At 40.2% G+C, this 22,134-nt stretch carries 20 protein-coding genes; 12 read left to right on the top strand and 8 right to left on the bottom strand.

Going from position 1 to position 22,134, the window contains the following annotated elements:
* Positions 1–131 precede the first annotated feature (131 nt).
* From V7K69_RS17640 to trpD, 3 genes are all read left to right on the top strand, one after another.
* On the top strand, positions 132–1,043 hold the full coding sequence (locus tag V7K69_RS17640) for a restriction endonuclease (protein WP_335036560.1): 912 nt from the start codon (positions 132–134) through the stop codon (positions 1,041–1,043).
* Positions 1,044–1,086: 43 nt separating this feature from the next.
* Positions 1,087–1,974, top strand: a complete 888-nt coding sequence (locus tag V7K69_RS17635; protein WP_335036558.1) for a DNA adenine methylase — start codon at positions 1,087–1,089, stop codon at positions 1,972–1,974.
* Between the two features lie 82 nt (positions 1,975–2,056).
* The gene (trpD, locus tag V7K69_RS17630) at positions 2,057–3,124 is read left to right on the top strand and encodes an anthranilate phosphoribosyltransferase (RefSeq protein ID WP_335036555.1); all 1,068 of its coding nucleotides are present in this window, start codon (positions 2,057–2,059) and stop codon (positions 3,122–3,124) included.
* Here the strand turns inward: trpD and V7K69_RS17625 are convergent.
* Entirely contained in the window at positions 3,054–4,094 is a 1,041-nt protein-coding gene (locus V7K69_RS17625) for a retropepsin-like aspartic protease family protein (protein WP_335036553.1), read from the bottom strand. The genes trpD and V7K69_RS17625 overlap by 71 nt on opposite strands.
* A gap of 231 nt (positions 4,095–4,325) precedes the next feature.
* On the opposite strand from V7K69_RS17625, the gene carA reads away from it, so the two are divergent.
* The 5 genes from carA (at position 4,326) to V7K69_RS17600 (ending at position 8,652) form a co-directional block, all read left to right on the top strand.
* Positions 4,326–5,492 (top strand): glutamine-hydrolyzing carbamoyl-phosphate synthase small subunit, encoded by a 1,167-nt coding sequence (gene carA, locus V7K69_RS17620; RefSeq protein ID WP_012407939.1) that lies wholly within the window; start codon positions 4,326–4,328, stop codon positions 5,490–5,492.
* A 162-nt stretch (positions 5,493–5,654) separates the two neighbouring features.
* Positions 5,655–6,020, top strand: a complete 366-nt coding sequence (locus tag V7K69_RS17615; RefSeq protein ID WP_083782327.1) for an STAS domain-containing protein — start codon at positions 5,655–5,657, stop codon at positions 6,018–6,020.
* A gap of 540 nt (positions 6,021–6,560) precedes the next feature.
* The gene (locus tag V7K69_RS17610) at positions 6,561–7,076 is read left to right on the top strand and encodes a Mini-ribonuclease 3 (RefSeq protein ID WP_442936151.1); all 516 of its coding nucleotides are present in this window, start codon (positions 6,561–6,563) and stop codon (positions 7,074–7,076) included.
* A gap of 95 nt (positions 7,077–7,171) precedes the next feature.
* Positions 7,172–8,263, top strand: coding sequence for a 23S rRNA (guanosine(2251)-2'-O)-methyltransferase RlmB (rlmB, locus tag V7K69_RS17605; RefSeq protein ID WP_335036551.1), 1,092 nt, complete (start codon positions 7,172–7,174; stop codon positions 8,261–8,263).
* Positions 8,264–8,349: 86 nt separating this feature from the next.
* The gene (locus tag V7K69_RS17600) at positions 8,350–8,652 is read left to right on the top strand and encodes a DUF1816 domain-containing protein (protein ID WP_335036549.1); all 303 of its coding nucleotides are present in this window, start codon (positions 8,350–8,352) and stop codon (positions 8,650–8,652) included.
* A gap of 120 nt (positions 8,653–8,772) precedes the next feature.
* On the opposite strand, the gene V7K69_RS17595 is transcribed toward V7K69_RS17600, so the two are convergent.
* Entirely contained in the window at positions 8,773–9,621 is an 849-nt protein-coding gene (locus V7K69_RS17595; RefSeq protein ID WP_335036547.1) for an alpha/beta fold hydrolase, read from the bottom strand.
* A gap of 312 nt (positions 9,622–9,933) precedes the next feature.
* Here V7K69_RS17595 and V7K69_RS17590 point away from each other — a divergent pair, with 312 nt between their 5' ends.
* Positions 9,934–10,434: a pentapeptide repeat-containing protein gene (locus tag V7K69_RS17590; RefSeq protein WP_335036544.1), complete on the top strand. Its 501-nt coding sequence runs from the start codon at positions 9,934–9,936 to the stop codon at positions 10,432–10,434.
* Positions 10,435–10,628: 194 nt separating this feature from the next.
* Here V7K69_RS17590 and truB read toward each other — a convergent pair whose 3' ends face one another.
* A complete protein-coding gene (truB, locus tag V7K69_RS17585) occupies positions 10,629–11,513 on the bottom strand; it encodes a tRNA pseudouridine(55) synthase TruB (protein WP_335036542.1) in 885 nt (294 codons plus the stop codon).
* A 606-nt stretch (positions 11,514–12,119) separates the two neighbouring features.
* Here truB and V7K69_RS17580 point away from each other — a divergent pair.
* The gene (locus V7K69_RS17580; protein WP_335036540.1) at positions 12,120–12,632 is read left to right on the top strand and encodes a hypothetical protein; all 513 of its coding nucleotides are present in this window, start codon (positions 12,120–12,122) and stop codon (positions 12,630–12,632) included.
* A gap of 63 nt (positions 12,633–12,695) precedes the next feature.
* On the opposite strand, the gene V7K69_RS17575 is transcribed toward V7K69_RS17580, so the two are convergent.
* The 3 genes from V7K69_RS17575 to V7K69_RS17565 all read right to left on the bottom strand — a co-directional run bounded on the left by V7K69_RS17575 (position 12,696) and on the right by V7K69_RS17565 (position 17,584).
* Complete coding sequence (locus V7K69_RS17575) at positions 12,696–14,426, bottom strand: ATP-binding protein (protein ID WP_335036538.1); 1,731 nt, start codon at positions 14,424–14,426, stop codon at positions 12,696–12,698.
* 277 nt (positions 14,427–14,703) lie between these two features.
* Positions 14,704–15,177 carry a response regulator gene (locus tag V7K69_RS17570; protein ID WP_335036536.1) on the bottom strand — a complete coding sequence of 158 codons (474 nt, stop codon included), beginning with the start codon at positions 15,175–15,177 and terminating at the stop codon, positions 14,704–14,706.
* Positions 15,178–15,229: 52 nt separating this feature from the next.
* The gene (locus V7K69_RS17565) at positions 15,230–17,584 is read right to left on the bottom strand and encodes an ATP-binding protein (protein WP_335036534.1); all 2,355 of its coding nucleotides are present in this window, start codon (positions 17,582–17,584) and stop codon (positions 15,230–15,232) included.
* 297 nt (positions 17,585–17,881) lie between these two features.
* Between V7K69_RS17565 and V7K69_RS17560 the strand changes: the two genes are divergently transcribed.
* Entirely contained in the window at positions 17,882–18,121 is a 240-nt protein-coding gene (locus tag V7K69_RS17560; protein WP_335036532.1) for an AbrB/MazE/SpoVT family DNA-binding domain-containing protein, read from the top strand.
* Positions 18,118–18,561: a type II toxin-antitoxin system PemK/MazF family toxin gene (locus V7K69_RS17555; protein ID WP_335036530.1), complete on the top strand. Its 444-nt coding sequence runs from the start codon at positions 18,118–18,120 to the stop codon at positions 18,559–18,561. Before V7K69_RS17560 ends, V7K69_RS17555 begins: the two co-directional genes overlap by 4 nt.
* A 112-nt stretch (positions 18,562–18,673) precedes the next feature.
* Here the strand turns inward: V7K69_RS17555 and V7K69_RS17550 are convergent, their stop codons facing one another.
* Both V7K69_RS17550 and V7K69_RS17545 read right to left on the bottom strand, forming a co-directional pair.
* A complete protein-coding gene (locus V7K69_RS17550) occupies positions 18,674–20,377 on the bottom strand; it encodes an alpha/beta hydrolase (RefSeq protein WP_335036528.1) in 1,704 nt (567 codons plus the stop codon).
* Positions 20,378–20,807: 430 nt separating this feature from the next.
* Positions 20,808–21,731 (bottom strand): DMT family transporter, encoded by a 924-nt coding sequence (locus V7K69_RS17545; RefSeq protein WP_335036525.1) that lies wholly within the window; start codon positions 21,729–21,731, stop codon positions 20,808–20,810.
* Positions 21,732–22,134 lie beyond the last annotated feature (403 nt).

Raw genomic sequence — 22,134 nt, 5'->3', positions numbered from 1 at the left:
AGGCAAAATTCAGTAATATATATTACGTATGCGTAGTTTTGCGATCGCTTAACTTATTTTTCACCAATTTTCTGGGAATAATGTTTAAAAGGGCTAAAATTTCATTTCTGTAAAATTTTAGATAAATAAAAATGGCAATACCTGATTATCAAAAGATAATGCTTCCGTTGCTTAAATATGCACTTGATCGTCAAGAACATTTTATAAGAGAAGTCATTGGAGCTTTAGCCGACCAGTTTAATCTAAGTGAAGATGAACGAAAAGAATTATTACCTAGCGGTCAACAACCGTTATTTGATAATCGTGTAGGATGGGCAAGAACATACTTAAAAAAAGCAGGTTTATTAGCAACCCCAAAAAGAGGATATTTTGAGATTACCGAAGAAGGTATAAACGTAGCTAGGCAATCTCAAAAAGAGATAAACATTCAGTTTCTTAATCAATTTCCTGATTTTATTAACTTTAAAAATTCAAAAAAGCAAGATGAAAAAATTAGTTCAGAACTTGATGAAATTTCAGAAAAAACTCCACAAGAGTCTATAGAATTAGGGTATCAAAAAATCCGTAAGGAGTTAGAAATAGATTTAATTAACCGGATTAAAAATATTTCGCCAGATTTTTTTGAAAGGCTTGTCATCGATTTGCTTATCAAAATGGGTTATGGAGGTTCAAGGCGTGATGCTGGCAAAGCAATTGGTAAGAGTGGTGATGGTGGGATTGATGGTATAATCAAAGAAGATAAATTAGGATTAGATGTTGTTTATATCCAAGCTAAAAGATGGGATACTAATGTTATAGGCAGACCAGAAATCCAAAAATTCGTTGGTGCATTATACGGACAAAGAGCAAAAAAAGGAGTATTTATCACAACTTCTAACTTTACTCAAGATGCAAAAAATTATGTGTTAGGAATAGACATAAAGGTTGTCTTAATAGATGGGCAAGAATTAGCACAATTGATGATTGACAATAATGTAGGTGTATCCGCAGTATCAGTTGATGAAATAAAAAAGATAGATTCAGACTATTTTACAGATACTTAAATATTCTTTTTTTATTAACTAAAGTGTCACATTTATACGAATTATGCTTAAAAGCCCTCTCCGATATCCTGGTGGGAAGTCGAAAGCAATAAATCAAATAGTTGAATACTTGCCAGAGAGCTTTTCGGAATTTCGAGAACCTTTTGTAGGTGGTGGTTCTGTATTCATTTATTTAAGACAAAAGTTTCCCGATATCAAGATTTGGATTAACGATTTAAACCGCGAACTCTTCTTATTCTGGAAGTTTGCCCAATCTGATCTAGCTCAGTTAGTTAAAGAAATTCGACATATCAAAGTCAAATATACAGATGGTAAATTACTCTTTACAGAATTAACTAATGTAGATGTAAATAATTTATCTGATTTAGAAAGAGCAGTTCGTTTTTTCGTACTCAATAGAATTACCTTTTCAGGAACTGTAGAATCAGGTGGTTTTTCCCAAGAAGCTTTCCATAAAAGATTTACTGATTCTTCAATAGAAAGATTAGAAAAGTTAGAAAATATTCTCTCAAAAAATGTCCAAATTACTAATTTGGATTACAGCCACCTATTAACTTCAGAAGGGGAAGATGTATTTTTATTTTTAGATCCTCCATATTTTAGTGCTACTAAATCAAAGCTATATGGTAAAGATGGTGACTTGCACACTTCTTTTGAACATCAGAGATTTGCTAACTTTTTGCAACAATGTCATCATCGCTGGCTAATTACCTATGATGACTCATTGCACATTCGAGAAAATTTTCAATGGGCTAATATCTCAGAGTGGGAATTACAGTATGGGATGAATAACTATAAGCAGAGTGGTGCGGCTAAAGGAAAAGAGTTATTCATTACTAACTACGAAGTTAAACTTGATTTGGATAAAAAAGCAAAAAATCAGAAACTTGTTAATCCAGATTTTAAGTTGAGCCTTGATATTTCAACCTAACTTTAATAGCAGCCAATTTTCCGGTAGTATAGCTCCCATACCCTTCAACCTAGCTACACCTACCAAACTACAAACTTTAGCTATGATAACTTCCCCAATCCCTGCTCAAGAATCCTCTGCTAGCTGGTATGTCCTGCTGCAACAATTAATAGATGGCCAATCCTTGTCCCGTACTCAAGCTGCTGAATTGATGCAAGGTTGGCTCAATGAAGCGGTTCCCCCAGAGTTATCAGGGGCTATTTTAACAGCGCTGAACTTTAGAGGGATTTCTGCCGACGAGTTGACCGGCATGGCTGAAGTATTACAATCTCAATCTTCCCCACTCAATAATCACTATTCATCACTCACCACTGTAATAGATACTTGTGGCACTGGTGGAGATGGATCATCAACCTTTAATATTTCTACAGCCGTTGCATTTGTCGCCGCAGCATCTGGCGTACCTGTTGCTAAACACGGCAATCGTTCAGCTTCAAGTCTCACGGGGAGCGCAGATGTATTGGAAGCATTGGGTGTAAACTTGAGTGCATCCAGTGACAAAGTGCAAGCCGCACTACAAGAGGTGGGGATCACTTTTTTGTTTGCACCTGGTTGGCATCCAGCACTTAAAGCAGTTGCCCAATTGCGGCGGACTCTCAGGGTACGAACGGTGTTTAATTTGCTAGGGCCATTAGTAAATCCTTTACGTCCAACTGGGCAGGTGGTGGGGTTATTTACTCCTAAGCTTTTGGCGACTGTTGCTCAAGCATTGAACAATTTGGGCAAGGACAAGGCGATTGTTTTGCACGGACGAGAAAAACTTGATGAGGCTGGGTTAGGAGATGAAACTGACTTAGCGGTTTTATCAGATGGAGAAGTGCAGGTAACTACCATTAATCCCCTAAATTTGGATCTCACACCTGCTTCCATAGGTATGCTTCGGGGTGGAGATGTCCAAGAGAATGCGGTGATTCTCAAGGCGGTACTCCAAGGTAAGGGAACTCAGGCGCAACAAGATGCTGTTGCCTTAAATGCGTCGTTGGCGCTGCAAGTAGCAGGTACGATCGCACTCCTCGACCACGCCCAAGGGATTAAAATCGCTAAGGATATCCTACAAAGCGGGGCAGCTTGGACGAAGTTGGAGCAGTTAGTTGAGTTTCTGGGGAATTAATTTGCGATCGCGATTGCGGGCGAAATTCTACGACATTACGTTTGATGGTGACATCGTAGTTGCCAAAAAAATCATGTCCTAAAAGTCCAGTTTCTAGTTCCGCACCTGCGATCGCTACTGGGATTTTATTCACTATTACCCCACCAATAGCCATCGAATTAACATAGCCCACAGGAAATTCTACTGCTCTGGAACTCGCGGTATTTGCCTTAGCTCTCCCTACTGTCACGATTCCCAAAGCATTGGCCATATCTTGGGTGATGACAGTGCCACTGGCTCCCGTATCCACAATCATCTCAAATTGTCGCTGTCCATTGAAAGTGACTTCGACGATTGGCGTTCCACCAATTCGCCTTTTAATCGGGGCTGTAAATACTTGCTGATCTGGAATCACCACTGCTGATGAGGGCAAAGCTGGCTCTGTTGGTAACGGCTTTATTTCTTGTGGAGGCGAGGTATATTTTGGTGTAATTGTTGTTTGGGGAACCATAACCACTATCCTCTTCGGTTCGGCAAGGCGCACAGCGCGAGGAGTAGCTTGTTGTTGGGCGTATTTAATTTGGCGGCGATATTCAGTAATTTTGGTTTGAGCGATCGCAAATTCTGGGCTTTGTCGCCGGACTCTTTGCATCAGCGCGATCGCATCCTGGTACTGATTCGCCACCAAAATCCAATCACCCGGAGATTGAGCAGAACGGCTGATACTCCAAGCGCCAACCGCTTTGTCTAGCCCCTGTTCAAAAAGACTTGGTTCGCTTTCAGAAGGCTCTAGCGGCTGTACTTCTGGGGTAACTGCTGGTGTTGGTAATTTAACAGCAGGTTCTACTGATGCCAAATCCCCAATTGGCGCGGGTTGCTCATTGCCACCAGTCACAGTGTTCCGTTTGTCTTCACTACAGGCAACACACAAAACCGCAAGAGCGCTTGATACTAAAATTAGGGTTGCACGGGATAAAAAAGACTGAAGCATAATTAATTTTAACCGCCCAAGCTTTGTCAAATCCACTGCCGCCACTTTAAATTCCCAATTTAATTTTAATTAACTATCCAAAAAACTTCTAATTGCCCAACTCATGGGATAATTAACAATCGCAGTATTGAAGAATGGGGAATGGGGAATAGCCAATGGGGAAGAGTTTAGTACTAGCCCAATCCCCAATTCCCAATTCCCAATTTCCAATTCCCAATTCCCCTATTTACTATGCCCCTGACTGACGCAATACCTGCTTTACTTGTCTTGGCAGATGGAACTACTTATCGCGGTTGGTCTTTCGGTGCGACGGGAACCGCGATCGGAGAAGTGGTGTTTAACACTGGCATGACCGGCTACCAAGAAGTTCTGACTGACCCTAGTTACTGCGGTCAGATTGTCATTTTTACTTATCCTGAATTAGGCAATACTGGTATTAATCTTGAAGATGAGGAATCAGATGGCCCCCAGGTGCGGGGTGCGATCGCCCGAAATATTTGTCAAAGACCAAGTAACTGGCGATCGACACAATCCTTACCAGACTACCTCAAACAAAATCAAGTACCAGGGATCTACGGCATCGATACCCGCGCCCTCACCCGCAAAATTCGGATGTTTGGAGCCATGAATGGTGGTATTTCCACAACCATTCTCGATGAGGCGGAATTGCTAGAACAGGTACAGGCGGCTCCCAATATGGCGGGATTGAATCTGGTTCGCGAAGTCACCACATCAACGGCTTATGAATGGTCAGATCCCACAATTCCAGCTTGGGAATTCAACTGTGAAGCTGCGGAAAATCTTGGAGAAGCCTTTACCGTTGTTGCCCTTGACTTTGGCGTAAAACGCAACATTTTGCGTCGCTTAGTAAGTTACGGTTGTCGGGTAATTGTTGTGCCTGCTGATACGCCACCAGAAGAAATCCTCAATTACAATCCAGATGGTGTGTTTCTTTCTAATGGGCCGGGCGACCCAGCTGCCGTCACTGGAGGGATTGCAACTGCCAAAGCGCTTTTGTTAAGTCAAAAACCCATTTTTGGTATTTGTATGGGGCATCAAATTTTAGGTCATGCGTTAGGGGCAGAAACCTATAAACTAAAATTTGGTCATCGTGGTTTAAATCAGCCTGCGGGTTTACAACAACGAGTAGAAATTACTAGCCAAAACCATAGTTTTGCTATTGACCCAGATTCTTTACCTACAGCAGTTGTGGAAATCAGCCATCTAAACCTAAACGATCGCACCATTGCCGGGGTACGTCACAAATCTCTACCTGTATTCTCTGTACAGTATCACCCAGAAGCCAGTCCTGGCCCACATGATGCCGATTACTTGTTTGAGCAATTTGTTCAAGCCATGCAAGCAGCACGTCAAGCCGCAACAGCCGAGGTTAAGTAAAAATGGGGAATGGGGAATGGGGAATAGGGAATAGGGAATAAGATTAAAAATACTATTTTCTCCCAATGCCCAATTCGCAATTCCCAATGCCCCAAAAGATTGTAGACAACTTGCTCAAAAACCATCTATACTTGAGCGTTCACTTTAACTCATGAGGAGGGAATTATTGCTGAGCCACTGAATCTAACCGTTAGCCTGAGGGGTACTCGTGAAGTCCGGGATAACTGCCAGCTATTCCGCCTCACAGGTTTGTTAGATGCCTTTTCTGAACCCACATTTCGCAAAGTGCTTGGCAGCAAGATTGAAGAGGGCCCTAAGCACATTATTTTGGATCTCTCACAAATCGACTTTATTGATAGCTCTGGCTTGGGCGCTCTAGTGCAGCTAGCCAAGCAGGCTCAAACTGCTGAAGGCACTTTGCAAATCGTCACGAATGCCCGCGTAACTCAAACGGTCAAGCTTGTTCGTCTAGAGAAGTTTCTCTCCCTGCAAAAATCAGTTGAAGAAGCTCTAGAAAACGTCAAGTAGTCTTGGTTGCTTGAACCGAGAGGCTAATTCAGCTATCCAGATTCAACATCGGGTAGCTTAATTTTTAAAACTTCTGGCAGAAAACCTCTCTCCTTGTGGGAGAGGCAATAAGCCAGTTGCGCTATTATCTTTAAAGTAGAGCAATCAAAAAAATATATATACCAAGTGATTGCTGTGTAATCGCTTACTAGAACATTGGGATAAATAACCAAGTCTGAAAAAGTTGTAAGAAATACAAATTTAGCAGATTTGTCTATAGATAAAGTTGACTTGATACTGTATAGTTAAAAATTGTCACTTACTAAGTAAGCATAGCAATGCTATCTAGTAACAGGGTGTATTTGATGTTCAGATTTTACCTTATCTTAGACACAGACTACAAGAAGTAGGCGAAATTTGGTTTACAAGGCGTTGACATCAGGGTGATTTTAAATGCCAACTCTCAATCAAAAAGATGAAATTAAAAAGTAACTTTGATAGTATTGATTATGCTAAGTATACTATCAGGGCATACTTCAGAAAAATCAGTCTTTGCGAAGAATGCCTGCCAAATCTAGCCCGTCAAGGAATGATTTATTTGTGAAGTCACAGGAGGAACTATTAGATGGACAAGATGAAACTCCCAAGCAGAGTTTATCTTGGACTGAAGCACTCTTGGCAACCACAGGGCCATTCCAACAGATTTCTCTCTCACAAGTGCAACAAATTTCTCCTACTGCTTTAGCATATTTGGGGGATGCAATTTATGAGTTGTATGTTAGAATGTTCTATCTGCTGCCATTGCAGCGGTCAGGAATTTACCATAGTCTGGTAGTGGAGCAGGTAAGAGCAGAAACACAAGCGCTACATTTGCGATCGCTAACTCCTCATCTGAGGGACACCGAATTAGAAATTGTCCGACGGGGTAGAAACGCCGCGACAGGCCGCCCTAAGCGACTTAATCCCGAAATTTATCAACAGGCAACTAGTCTAGAAACCCTAATAGGCTATTTATATCTCACCGATTACCAGCGTCTAACCGAACTGTTGCAAATGCTTCATGTAGAAAAAGAGTGAAAACTCAATTTCACAACAATAGGTACAGCAGTAGATTAGGTTCCAGAAATTACGCTAATCGGTATGTTCAACCATAAGCTATATTCATAAATCAAATGCAGAATAAACCCAGAAAAATCATCAACACTAACACTTCTACTGGCGAACCCAATCGTGGTAAACCTATAAAAATTAAGGGTAAGCGTGTTGTTAATAATCCCACTCGAAATCCCCGAAAAATAGATAGTAACCCTATTTCTGTTGCTAATCCCACTCGCAATCCCCGAAAAATAGATAGCAATCCTATCTCTGTTGCTAATCCCACTCGCAATCCCCGGAAAATCGATAGCAACCCTATTTCTGGCGACTCCCGACAACGAAACAGCAACTTCTCTCAGTCGCCTGTATCTACACAACCAATAGAAGAAGATAACGATCTCATCTACGGTCGCCATCCAGTATTGAGTGCATTGCAAAAACAGCGCAATCTTAACCGCATCTGGATTACGACCCGTCTGCGCTACGATCCCAGCTTTCACCATTTTCTGCTGCAAGCTAAAGAAAATGGCACCGTTATTGATGAGGTAGAACCCAAGCGCTTAGACTATCTCACCAATGGCGCTAATCATCAAGGTGTGGCAGCCCAAACTGCTCCCTATGGCTATATCGAATTGGCCGATCTGATTGAACAGTCTAAATCTGTTACCGATCCCGTTATTGTAGTCGCTGACGGAATTACTGATCCCCACAACTTAGGAGCAATTATTCGCACCGCCGAAGCAATAGGCGCTCAAGGATTGGTAATTCCCCAAAGACGGGCATCTGGGATCACTTCCACTGTTATGAAAGTAGCAGCAGGCGCTTTAGAAAACTTTACTGTATCTAGAGTTGTTAACCTCAGCCGCGCCTTAGAAGAATTAAAAGAAGCTGGCTTTTGGATTTATGGTACTGCTGCAAGTGGAAGCGAACCCGTGCATACTGTAAATTTCAAAGGCCCAATCGTTTTGGTAATCGGTTCAGAAGGCGAAGGTCTGGGTATGTTGACTCAACGTTCCTGCGATTTCTTGGTATCGATTCCTCTGCAAGGTAAGACTCCCAGCCTGAATGCTTCTGTAGCAGCAGGGATGGCGCTTTATGAAATTTATCGTCAGCGATCGCTAAATACGCTGCACTTAGATAAGTTACAAAAAATTTCTTTGAAAAAATAACAGTAACAGAGTATAAAGAAATGTAAAAGATAATAAAGCACCATATCGTTTAACACCCTGTAGACGTTTATAAATCGGCTAAAAACATGAAAACCCTTTGGCATAACTTCAAGGAAGTGTTGATTAACACATTCGACTCCATCGGCCTGGCATGGTGGGTAGAGATTGTGACGCAAAATCCCCGGTGTACTTACTACTTTGGGCCATTTCTGACTTCTTCTGATGCAAAATTGTCAAGCATTGGATACATAGAAGATTTGGAAGTCGAAGGAGCTACGGGAATTACTATGCGTGTCAAACGTTGCAAACCTAATACCTTAACAATTGCTGAAGACTTGGGGGAAAGATTTGACCGCAAAGTACAGCCTGCCTTTGGCGGTCAGATTTAAGTTAGGCGAAAATCAAGATAATTCGTAATTCGTAATTCGTAATAGTCTTCTCTACGAGACGCTAACTTAATTTCGAGTTCTAATTGCGAATTATGTGGTTCAGAGGTAACAACTCTGGAACTATTGAATACCAATTACCTGCGGATGTTCTTCCAGCCAATGGTCAATGTCATTCAGCACCTGCTGGGGGACTTCCCACGGGAAAAGATGGGCGGTGTTTGAATAGCACTGCCACCGAGAATTTAGAAGGTGTTGAGCAGTTTCTAGGCTCGAATCAGATGTGATGTGGCGGTCTTGATCGCCAGCAAGTACCAAAGCAGGACATTGTATTTGTGGCAAATCTGGAAGCCGATTGTATCCCGATTGAATGGCACTATAGAGGGCGCGAGTAGCAGCAGGAGAGGTTTGCAGATAAGCTGGTACTGCTTCTTTGGCGATATAGTTGTAAGTTGTGGATGTATGTTGTTGGACTAAGTAGCGGAAAAGCGATCGCTTGCCAAAAGTTTCAATATTCCATTGCCAACTCGGTTTTATATAGTTTAATAGGCCAGCAATGCCAGTATATAAATTATCCTGCCAAGTGATGGTCGGATGACTACCACGGGGTTTTGCGGCTGTGGCTACCAAAATCAGCCCAGTAACGCGCTCTGGGAAACGCAATGCCAGTTCCATTGCCAGGATGCCCCCAAGTGACCATCCTAATATTAGGCATTTTTCAATATTTAAGCGGTCTAGCAGCGCTTCTAAATCAGTTAAATGGTCATTCATAGCAAAATTGCTATTCCAGCGACTTTTGCCATATCCGCGTAAATCAGGGGCAATAGTTTGATAGCGTTTTGATAAATGATTGGTGAAGACAGAAAGACTACGACCACTACCTGGATGACCATGTAAGCCCAAAATAGGGAATCCTTGACCTTGGATGTAAACATTGAGACGTGCAGCAGTGGTAGGATGGCGATCGCTCATGACACGCCGTTCTTCTGTCTAACGAACATAGCGATCGCTTCAGCCTTTTGTGCTGTCCGCTCTATAATCGCCTCAATCTGGTATAGCCTTTCTTGCATAGTAATTCATTATATTATTCTTCTAATTGTGTCATACGGCTAGCTAGTGTTGAGTTACAGTTCAAGCTTTTACATGAAATGCACTGAGGCTAGCACCTACCACTTTGCTACTATAAGATTTACAAATCTTAGCGTTTATACTTACACAATCCAGATAGTGATAATCTTATCACTGGGAACTAACAAGTTTTGCAAGGTAAGGAAATAAACAATCATGAAAAATTTCATCTCAATCAAAAAGGTAGTAGCAGTGGCTGCTATTGTTTTAGCCCTAGTGTTTTCACTGACAAGTGTTCCAGCTTATGCATTTGTTCAATCTGACTTGGACACACTGATAAGTACCGGAGATGCTCCCTACGGCGATCTATCGGGTGCTGACTTATCTCAAAGTGACCTATCAGGAGCTAAATTGTATGGAGCGAACCTGTCAGGAGCCAAGTTATATAGAAGCAACCTCTCAGGAGCTAGCCTATCAGGAGCCGACTTATCAGGAGCTAGCTTATCAGACGCTATTCTATCAGGAGCCTATTTACAGAAAGCTGACCTAACAGGAGCCTTTTTACAGAAAGCAAACTTGGAAGGAGCTGTTCTATATGGAGCTAATCTAAAGGACGCTACTTTGTATGGAGCTAACCTTAAAGGAGCTAAACTCAAGGGTTCTAACTTAGAGGGAGCTAAGTTAAAGGGTGCAAACATTGAGGAAGCTATCAAGTAAATATATCTGCAAATCAGGTTGAAGAACAGTATTTGTAAACAGTTTTAGCTAGGTACAGGTTTGCATAAGTTTGTAGATAATTGACATAGAGATATGTATTACTATAAATTAATGCAAAACTGTACTTCCTTACTCAAGTTTAGAAACTTTTTTCATACAGTATTAGAATTTAAAGTTTCAATTCAATACGATATTTAAGAAATTGGTTCAAAAACCATTTGGGGGATCAAAGCTTCATCTTGTAATTGTCCAATACCTAAAAAGCGAGTCTCTTCATCATAAACTCGCACTATTGTAGGAACATCAAAAGTTAGAGCAATTCGCTGACCTTGACACCACTTTTGAGCAGATGTTGCTGGTAAAGTAACAGACGACAAATGTTCTAAAGCTGCATCTGGACAAACAGGTTGAAATGTTCCAGCTTGTAGTTGTGCTTCTAAATCAGCCAATGTGAGACTATCGGTTAAATTGAAACCACTACTTTCAGTACGGATTAAAGCCGCAAGAGTACCACCAGTTTCTAAGTTTGCACCTAAGTCACGAGCGATCGCTCTAATATATGTACCAGAACCGCAAGCGATCGCCACATCCAATTCCGGGAAATCTCCTTCTCTCCAGTCCAAAATATCTATCCGAAAAACTTCCACTGTTCGTACTGGAACTTCTACCGTTTTCCCTTGGCGTGCTAAATCGTAGAGACGTTTACCATCCACTTGAATTGCACTGTAAATAGGTGGTATTTGCTCAATCTTGCCTTCAAATTGTGCTAATGCAGTTTTTACCTCTGCCAAACTCAATCCAGCACAAGGTTGAGAAGTGATGATTTCACCTTGCAAATCATCGGTTGTGGTACGCACACCCAGCCGAATAGTGGCAATGTACGCTTTGTTTTCTGGCAGATATTGTAATAATCTTGTGGCTTTACCAAGGGCAATTGGTAAAACCCCAGTGGCTGCTGGATCTAAGGTTCCCGCATGTCCGACACGTTTGAGGCGCAACAATTTTCGCACCCGCGCTACACAGTCGTGGGAAGTCCAGTCAAATGGTTTGTTTAAGTTGAGAAAACCTTGAGATAACACAAAATCAATACTTACAGCTTCTAAACTCTATTAAATACTTATTTCATGCTCAAAGCATTAATATTTAGCAATTAAAGCTTAATTAGGTTCTAATTTATACACATTAATCAGGCTAAAGATATTGTCTAAGTACTTTAGCGAATAATACACAAAAAATGCAGATAACGCCGAGCATATTCAGCAAATATCACGATGTCACTTGTAAGTTAAAACACATAAAATTGCAATGAGCCTATCCTACTAATAAGATTTGTGCTTCAAAACTTAAGTTGATTGAGAACTAAAAACGAAAAATCAAGGTTTTCAAGCACATTTTACGAAAATAAGTAGGGATTTTTAGAATAGTGGGATAGGTTCATATAAATAAATATTATAGAAAACTTAATAAAAGTTTTTCTTATATGTTTAGACTGGGCAATTGTTCTTGAATTTGGTTTTTTTGTGTTTCTATGGGCGACTTAAAGAAATGAGGATTTTCTTGAATCTTTGATAGGAGACACTACCTATTTTGCTTTAACTACCAGAATAACTGGTGAATTAACTATTGCTCTAACACAGCACTTTTCTCAAAACAACCATTGATAGGCTTTCATGAACATATATAAAATGAAAAAACCAATTTTTACTAGTACATTGCTTTTTTGTTCTGTATTGATTGTCAGTTGTAGTGAATCTGTCAATAATGCTTCTCAAGATAATAAAGTTAATCAAGCAAATACTTCAACAGCTACAGCTACTCAAGTTAATTCTAAATCTACTTCCACAAACCAGCTAGATAACACTGAAAGTATTAACAAATTTAGTACTTCCATATCAAATGAAAATACATCAATTACAAATAATAAATCTAAGGAAATTGATAACAATAATCCGATATTTGGGACTATCAAAGATATGCAAAATGGAGACTTAAAATGCTATGTTACTGTTGTAGATAAGAATGGTAAGTTATATGAAGGTGTTGGGGCAACATTTGAGGTTTGTGAACCAGATAAATACGTCAATAAAAAAGTAAATATGTTTTATGAACTAGAGGATGTAAACGATTGTCAAAGTTCTGAACCTTGCGGTAAAACAATCAAAGAATGGCTGATTACCAAGATAGAAATTCAAAAGTAAGAATGACACGATCTGTTTTTGAAGTTGTAAGTAATGTAGATAAGCGCTATATACTGCTAAAAATCAAGTGGATGATGGCGAAAGTTGATCGATTGGGAATACCTTTGGTAAGCTGACTGTAACTTTAGTTCCTTGTCCCACTTCACTAAATAAGGTGATATCGCCACCATGTAATTCTACACAACCTTTAGCGATCGCCAATCCTAAACCCGTGCCAGGAATTGTGTCAACATTACTTCCGCGACAGAAGGATTGAAACAAATTTTCTTGATCTTTAATTGGGATACCAATTCCCCGATCTTTGATGTAAAAGATTACTTGTGATTCTTTACCGATCAGGTGGAACTCTACAGTCCCTCCATCTGGAGAGTACTTAATTGCATTAGACATTAAGTTAATAAAAATTTGCTGCAATAGTCCCCGATCGCCCCAAAAGCCTTGGGTATGCCCAGTAATTTGAAAAATTAATTCGTGGCGATCGCCTGTTGTTTCTCGCTCTTGTTCTATGAGATCAGAAAAAAATTGCAGCAAATCTAGTGGGATTGGCTTAAATTTGGGTTTTTCTAGTTCAAATTGGTTAACCAAAAGCATATTATCCACAAGTTTGGACATATACCTTGCTTTCTGTTCAATAATTCCTAGAAACCTTTGTTGTTTAGACTCATCCAGTTGTTGGTTATGTTTTGCCAAAGTTGATGCAGCCGCCAGAATTGAAGTTAGCGGGGTTCGATATTCATGGGAAACCGTTGCAATAATTTGGGATTTAAATACATTGAGTTGCTTTTCTTTGGCAAGGGCTGCTTGAGTTTGGGCTAGCAATTCAGCTTGTTGGATAGCGATCGCTAATTGTACCGAAACTTCATTGAGCATTTGGACATCATCAGTTTGCCACTGCCGTTCCCCAGAATTTTGGTGAGCAATCAACAAACCCCAAAGTTTGGGAGTTGGGTTTCCATTGTTACTCAAATTAATGGGAACTACTAGATTTGCATTAGTATTAAATTGCTCTTTCAGGTTGACACAATTACACAACCCAAGCTCATAAATATAAGGGATTGGGGATTGGGGATTGGGGATTAGGGATCGGGAAAACTCTTCCCTAGTGATCAGTATGTCTCCTATTCTCCTAGTCTCCTTGTCCCCAGTCCCCAGTTCCCAGTCCTCCACCCCGACGCGATCGCACAATGCTACAGTGCGGAATGACTCAACTGATGAGGCAACTATTTTACCGTCAGTATCTGGGGTGAACTGATACACCATCACGCGATCGCACTTCAGAAGTTGCTGTACTTCTGCTACAGCTGTATTTAAAATTTGCTCTAGGTTAAGAGACTGACGAATCCGTAAAGCAGTTGTAGCAATTAAACGCTGCCTTTCCTGAGTTTTGCTGAGTTGGGCTTGCAAACATGATTGCTTGATGGCATTACGGACTGCTAGTTGCAGTACATCCTGTGTCAGATTATGCTTAACCAAATAATCCAGCGCACCCCGTTTCATGACTTGCACAGCCACCTCTTCATCACCGCGCCCTGTCAACATAATCACAGGTACAGAAGTTTTAAATATCTTCTGCTGCATCTGATCAAAGAGTTCTATCCCACTCATATCAGGTAAGCAAAAATCCAGCAGAATCGCATCGCAGCGGATTTTTTGGCACAAAGCAAGTCCTTCTTCTGCACAGTCTGCCTCAAAAATCTGGTAGGACTGGTGCGGATCTTTCAACAGATATCGGCGATAGATTTTCCGATCTGCTGCACAATCATCAATGATGAGTAGCGTCCTTATGTCCAACATATACAAGTATGAGGATTGGGAATGTAGATCCCTTTTTTCCAGATTGGTTTTTATTGCATAATTCTAAAAATAATATAAAATAAGTATAAATAAAATCTAAATTCTTTAGTAATCCTAAAGAAACATCAAATACTCAAAAACAGAAAAATGGGGAAAAAGAATCTAGCAGAGACAAAAAGATACAGTGACGCAAAGAATAAAATGTCTCTGTGCCCTCTGAACCGTCTCCTTTATTATCCTTTTTTCCCTACTGCCTCATCAACAGGCAATAAAAAAATTAATCCAAGACTGGTGGCATATTGGCTTCAAGCCAATAGTCCACAAATGCCTGAATTGTCTTTTTGAGTTCCTGAGCATCCATCGGCTTTACCAAATATCCATTTGCGCCCTTTTGGTAGCACAACTCAATATCCTTGGGATTTGATGATGTGGTAAAAACAACGATGGGGATTTCCTTGAAACTCTTATCTTGCTTGAGCCGATCTAAAATTTCACGGCCATCAATACCTGGCAAATTCAGATCGAGCAAGATCACAGAGGGTCGTAATGCTATTTTAGAGTTGGGTAAGTTTTCGCCTTTGCTATGGGCATCGCTCCCCTGTTGATACAGGAACTCTAAAACCTCATCCCCATTAGTACAACGATGTATGGGGTTCTGGACGGACATGAGCCGCATCAGACGTTGTAGCATCCGAAAATCTTCATTGCTGTCCTCAACAACAAGCAGAGGTTCATGAAGTTGTTTTGTCATTCGTGGTCTTAAAAGAGCTTAACAAAAATAAATATTTGGTTATTATCTTAAACTATTCCAGCGTGAAATAGAAAATAGAGCCAACGCCTACGGTAGATTCAACCCAAATTTTACCGTTATGAAGCTCAACAATCTTCTTAACAATAGCTAATCCTGCACCTGCTCCTCCACCGTACTTTTCCTGAGAGTGCAGCCGCTTGAATAATCTAAAGATAGTTTCTAAGTGATGCTGTGGGATGCCAATACCGTTATCTCGGATATAAAAGATTGGGGATTGGGGATTGGGAATTGGGGATTGGTGAATAATCGCTTCCTCTGCTCCCCTGCTCCCTGCTCCCTGCCCCCTGCTCCCTGCTCCCTGCTCCCTGCCCCCCTGCCCCCCTGCCTCTTCTTGAGAAAGGTAGCCAATCTCAACCCATTGCTCTGCTTTATCGTTGTATTTGAACGCATTACCAAGCAGGTTACTGAATACTTCATTAACTAGAACTCGATCGCACTGAATTGTTGGTAAAGGCCGAGGAATGCGAATATTCACAAGCCCAGAGCCTTGGCGGCTAGCATGAAAGACATTAATTACTTTGTTGAGCAATTCGTTGAGATCGGTTGCTTGCTCTCGGAGATGTGCTTGTCCTAACTGCGATAGTCGCAGCAAAGCATTAATTAGAGTTTCCATGCGTACAGATAAGGATACTACTGTTTGCAAGCATTCAATTCCGTCATCATCTAATACTTGGGCATAGTCTTCTAGCAGCACCGTCGAGAAGTTATAAATGCCCCGCAGAGGTTCTTTGAGATCGTGAGAAGCAGCGTAGGCAAAGGATGCTAGTTCTTGGTTACTGCGTTCTAACTCCAGGTTGATTTTAGCTAATTCATCCGCTTTCGAGAGGACAATACCAACGATCGCATTACTCAGAGCGATCGCACTTTCAAGTTCACACCCTTTCCAAGGTAAAGAAGTTAATCTAACCGTTTCTTGCCATTGTTCAAAGGATTTTCGGGGAGATAGAGTATAGCTACCATCTCCCTCGGCTTTAATCGATTCTTGTGGATTTCCTGCCCAGTTTACTGTTTGGATAACTTCAGGGCGAAACCAAAGAATATAATAACGCCGGACTTTAGAAATTCGCAGCAGCAGCAAACCACTGACAGTATCTTTAAATATGAGCGCTTCTGGATAAACCTTCGGCAGAGAATTGGTAGAAAACAGGTTGTCACTAACTTGAGTATCTGCCCATTCAATTAACGCCCGCACCTGATCAATATTTGGTGTTGCTCCCACAAGGTTAATTTCATTATCCAAACAAACCGCCGCTCCAGAGGCGCTGACAAAATCCAGCAAGCGGATTTCCGGTTTGATTAAGGCATCGATAAAGTTGTCTGCTTGGGAAATGGACTCAAGGAACTCAGACTGTAGCGATTTGAGCTTTACCTTATAGTCCCATTCTGAAGAACTAATTTTGTGCGCTAACTCTGAAGATACGATTTGTCCTAAAAATTCGCACATCTTGCGTACTTCATAAGAAATATGCTTTGTTGTTTGATGATGGCAAGATATTAATCCCCAAAGCTTCTGCTCTTGAATCAGTGAAATCACTAAAAGAGCCTTCACTCCCATATTTTGATGATATTCAGCACAACACCAATCAAAACTCCGTAGCACAGAGTAGCTTAAATCCAAAGGCTGATGTGTTGTCGGATTTTGCGTTGGAATTAGCTGGACAGGTTCGGCCGTCAAATCGGGAAGAAATCGCAGAAAGCAGCGTGTGTATAACTCCCTAGCCTGCGCTGGAATATCCGTAGCGGGATAATGAAGTCCTAAATAAGGTGATAAATCTTCCCGTTTTACTTCTGCAACAACAGAACCCGCTTCTGACTCATCAAATTGATAAACCATTACCCGATCAAAACCGATGATTTTTTGGACTTCTTCTGCGGCTAAGTGCAAAAATTCTATCAGGTTTGATGTGCTTTGCATTTTTGCGATCGCTTCACCTGCCAAAGTATGAAAGCCTAAAAAACTCACCTCAGATTTTGAGTCAGTCGGTTCTAACTCCAGAATCACAGCCTCTTCTGTACGATGAGCGATCGCATCAAAATCTCGTACTTTATATGAGGTATTTATTGATACCTTGAAAGTATTCGGACTGCCAATTTTTTTTCCCAAGCACTGTTTTACAGCTTCTACTTGTTGAGCTTCTAGAAAATAGCTCAATGGTTTACCAAGCAAATCTTTTGGCTCTTTACCTAAAGATGCTTGGGTATTGTTACTAACTTGCAATATCTCTAACTGAGTACTGAGTGCTAGTAGTACACCATGAGGTTGAATAGAGCCAGGTATATGGATGGGTTTGCGATCGTGGTTAGTCAGAGCAGTCGCTTGGGTAGTAGTATTTTTAGGCTGGCTCATAAATCAACTTATGTAAAGCTGAAATTTACAATAGCGCAATTAAATGTCACATTTCTTTAAAGTATATGCCGATAAGGATGAATGCGATCGCGTATCAATTGTATTGGTTACGGTTTTGACAGTAACTAAGGTAAGCGCAAAATTGTAAGAGATGCTTGTTTGTGGATTTTTTGTAAGTCACTTACAGATTATGGTATCTTCAAAGTAGATACGCAAAAAAGCCCAAAGTAGATGCGTCAAGCTCCGAAAGTTTTATATTTGGGTGTGTAATTCTTTAAAAAGTATTTTGAGATAATTATGACTACAGTTGTTGCTAAGTGGGGAAACAGTTTAGCTATTAGAATTCCGAAAGCTTTGGCTGAACAAGTTAATCTAAAAGAGGGGACAGACATAACTTTCAGTGTCTCAGGCAATAGTATTGTAATCACACCGCAGCAGCGAAAAAAATATACACTTGATGAATTATTGGAAGGTATGACTCCAGATAATTTCCATTCTGAAATAGATACTGGATCTGCTGTGGGGAATGAAGTTTGATAGTTAAACCATACTTTCCAGATAGAGGTGATATTGTCAAGTTAGACTGTGGAACTACAACGCAAATTACGGCTGATTCTATCCGACGTGTATTAGCATTAAGAACATCAGGAATGTCATTTGAAGATATTGCTGAAACACTTAATACTGAACTACAACCTCAAGGGCGTGAGCAGATGGGCTATCGTCCTTTTTTAGTTATGTCGCCATTAAAATACAATCGAATGGCTTCTATAGTTATAGTTTGTCCAATTACTAATCAAAAAAAAGGTCTTAACTTTGAGGTTCCGCTTCCTGACGGAATGATCACCAGTGGCGTAGTGCTAGCCGATCAGATCAAATCACTAGACTGGAAAGCTAGTAAGGTTTTGTTTGTAGAAAAAGTTGAAGAGGCTCTAATTGAAGAAGTGCAAGCAAGAATTGAGCCTCTGATTTTATAAAGACGCAAATAAACTTCACAGACGCAATTAATTACGTCTTTATAAAATCAAATAAAAATCATCACATGCAGTAATGCAACACCAATATCCAACATCCAAAACCCGAAGCTGACTATGGTGTTAGGAACTTTTTTTTTGCGAAGTTGGCTCCTTTTATATCCAGCAATTGTGTTAATTCGGTTGTATTTAATGACTTGACAAGACTTAAACCAAGAGACTTACTAGAAATGCTTTGAGTGTAGGCGGCGTTCAGGTAAGGGGTGTATTGTGGCTTTCCTGCAATGTATGTTTGGAAGAAAGGTAAACTTAAAACATTCATGTAACGACGCGCTTGCGAAGCATCACCAATCATATCGGCAGGTAATGCTACTTGTTGATTTGCAGGATTGCCATTACCAATGGTGGAAAAGTGAGTGCCACCTTCAAGCGTGACGAGATACTTGTGTGAATTCGCAAACCAGGAGAAAGGTAAAATTTGCTCAGATAAAGCTGGTGCAACAGTATCATCACTACTGCTGACAATCATTACTGGAGTTTTGATTTGACTTAAGCCAGCTTTGCCGAAAATAGAACTAGTAATGGGATTAACTGCGATCGCAGCTTTTACTCTCTCATCCCGCAGGTTATAATCCTTGCCAGACTTGCTAATGCTCAATTCTAAAGCGCGACACTGGAGCAGTAAAGACATATTCCAGGTTTTTTGCAGTGCTGCTGGTTGACAGTCTTGTTTTAGCTGCTCAAAGTTAATTTTTGCGCCTGCTAAGGCTAAAGCTGTGTAGCCTCCCAAAGATTGACCAAATACTCCGACTTGTTGCAGATTTAAGCGACCTTTAAACCTTGAATCAGATTGATTACCTTTTTCCAATTGATTCAATATATATGTTATGTCCATTGGTCGGTCTTGAAATTCACCTGGTTCTGCTACTTCAATGGCGTGTCCCTTTAATAGAGAACGCAATTGTTTAGTATCGCTACCAGGATGATTAGGAACGACAACGGCAAATCCATAAGAAGATAGGTGCGTAGCTAAATATTGAAAGTTGCTGCTATCTAAACCCAAGCCGTGAGAAATCACAATTACGGGTGCATTATTTTGAACGTTGGGAATGTAAACATCAGTTAATAAAAGCCGATTGCGCTTTGAGTCAAAAAACTTTAGGGTGTATTTTTGCGACTTAAACTTGCCAGGAACCTTTAAATCAGGCAATTGCGAGAGATTTGGTTGTGGAGTGGTAGCAGCTTCTATTTTAGACTCTTGAGAAACTGCTGCGATCGCACTATGGGTTTGGTTAACAAGTTTCTCTAATTCCGTAGCTATTTCTAAAGTCTCTGCAACATCAAGACGAATGCTGCTGCTGGGATATTTACGCAAAACATTCAAAAGTGTCAAGCCTCCCGATTCAGCAGAGGCTGAAATTAGCGCTGAACGCAAATTACCAAATCCTGGTTGACTGGTTTTAATAACTTGTGCCAACCGATGCAGCAAAAATTCTCCTTGCGGTGTGTAGAGAAGTTGCGAAAGTACTACCGGACTAACTTTCACACGATTAACTAAAATCCGTCGCAATTCTGGAAGCTGTTGTAGAGGAAGATATTGCTGATACGCTGCCAAATCTTCGTTAATTACACCTGTTTTGGCATAGTTATCTAAAGTGTTGACTGAAATGGAAAGCTCTAAAGCTGAATAAGATGCGTAAATCCTCTCTGCTGCCAAGACAGAATTACTAATTCCAAACGTTGGCAGCAGTGTTGAAAGAACCAGCAATAGGGAATTTTTTCTGAGGCTGCTGGCCCAATTACCAAACAAACTATTCATCGCTCAACTGTTTCGGTGGTCTGTTTTTATCAGGTGTTGGCTTTGGTAGTTATTCGGACACCCTGCTTGGTTTACTTTAAGTTTTTAGCCTCAATTTTATCAAAACAGAATTTAGGAGTCAGCCGTTATAATTCAGTATGAATTTTGTATGACTTGCGAATGTAGAAAGCTTTATCTGACTCCTGAATTCTGATTTATGAATTCTTTTTCAAGAATTCTTTTCTTGGCTAGAAAGTCAAAAGTTAGATCCTACAGTGTCACACAGATGGGTAAAGTATCCATCTTATAATGAGTGACTACCGTAGTTCGCCTTCACTATCAAATCATAACAAATAAAAAATACTCTGCCTCAGTATTTATGTTGTAGCTTTGAATATTGCACGGATTCTATAGATAAAGAAAACAGTAAAAATCCTGAAAATCCTTACTACTAATCAGCTTTCCCTAATGCGATCGCTACTGAACCTGTAACTACTAAACCTGCACCCAATATTGCTACCCAACTGAAGTTTTCTGATGGTATCCAATCAGGTGCGATAACTGATACAACTGCAACTGATATTAATGTCACAATGGGAGCTAAAGCTATTACGGCACTTACTCGTGATGCTTCCCAATGTTCTAATGATTCGGAAAAAGCACCGTAAGCAATTAAAGTATTTAAAGCACAAAAAACCAACATTCCTAAATGGAAAGGATCAAGTATAAAAAGTGATTTTACTTTGGCTAGAGGAGTGAATAATAAAGTACACCCCCCGTAAATAATCAGCATGATACTGGGAGAAGATAAAGATTGTAATAACTGCTTTTGTGCTAAAGCATAAATCGCCCAAGCCGTTGCTCCTAGCGCAATCAAAATACTACCTAGTATATATGTGCCATGCGCTGTAATTAAATTTGTTAGTTGTTCACGAAAAAATAAAATATAACCGCAAATCATTACGCTGACACCAAGCCATTGATACAAATAGTAACGTTCTTTAAAAATCACTAACCCTCCGAAACCTAATAAAAGGGTAGATAATTGAATCAGAACTTCAGCGTTAGCAGGTGATGTTAGTGCTAAACCCTGGGTAAAAAAGAAGTAATTAAGCCCTAAGAATAATGTAGCGATCGCTAATAATTTCCAAGAAGCAGAACGTAGTTGTTCTAACTTTGGTAACTTGCCACGTATTCCTAAATACATAGCGAGTAGTAAAAATGATACTAAAAATCGAAACCAAGCGACCGTATAGACATCAAGTACTTGCACAATTACTGTCAGAGCAATAGGTAAAATTCCCCACAATAAAACCGTTAATAGCGATAATACTAGCCCTAAGCGCCAGCGACCAGAACTTTGATGTAGTGACATTCAAGTATCCTACTCAAAGTAGGGCTGATGATAAGTTAAAACATATTTAATTTGCATATATAAATTTTACAATCTTTTATTGATAATTTATCTTAATAGCTTCATGGAAACAAATAAAATATAGAACAGCTTATGAACATACTCAATTTATTTTTAGTGCTAAATCATAGCGTTCCTTGTTCATACAAAATTTTTAAATTGCGTAATTACTTTACATGAATATTAAAATTCAGGGTTCCACGTAAACGTATAATTTGTTTCAGTTTTAATTTAGTACAAAGCATTATGGGGTTTATACCCATCTTAAGCTTAGTAATTTGTATTACAAGCTTATCCATTTACTTTAGTACTGACCTCAAAAATTCGATTTTTGCTCAAATCTATGGTGACAAAAATAAAGCGC

Source organism: Nostoc sp., from assembly GCF_036917775.1.
In the GTDB taxonomy this organism is placed as follows: Bacteria; Cyanobacteriota; Cyanobacteriia; order Cyanobacteriales; family Nostocaceae; genus Nostoc.
This window is presented reverse-complemented; position numbering and strand designations above follow the sequence as displayed.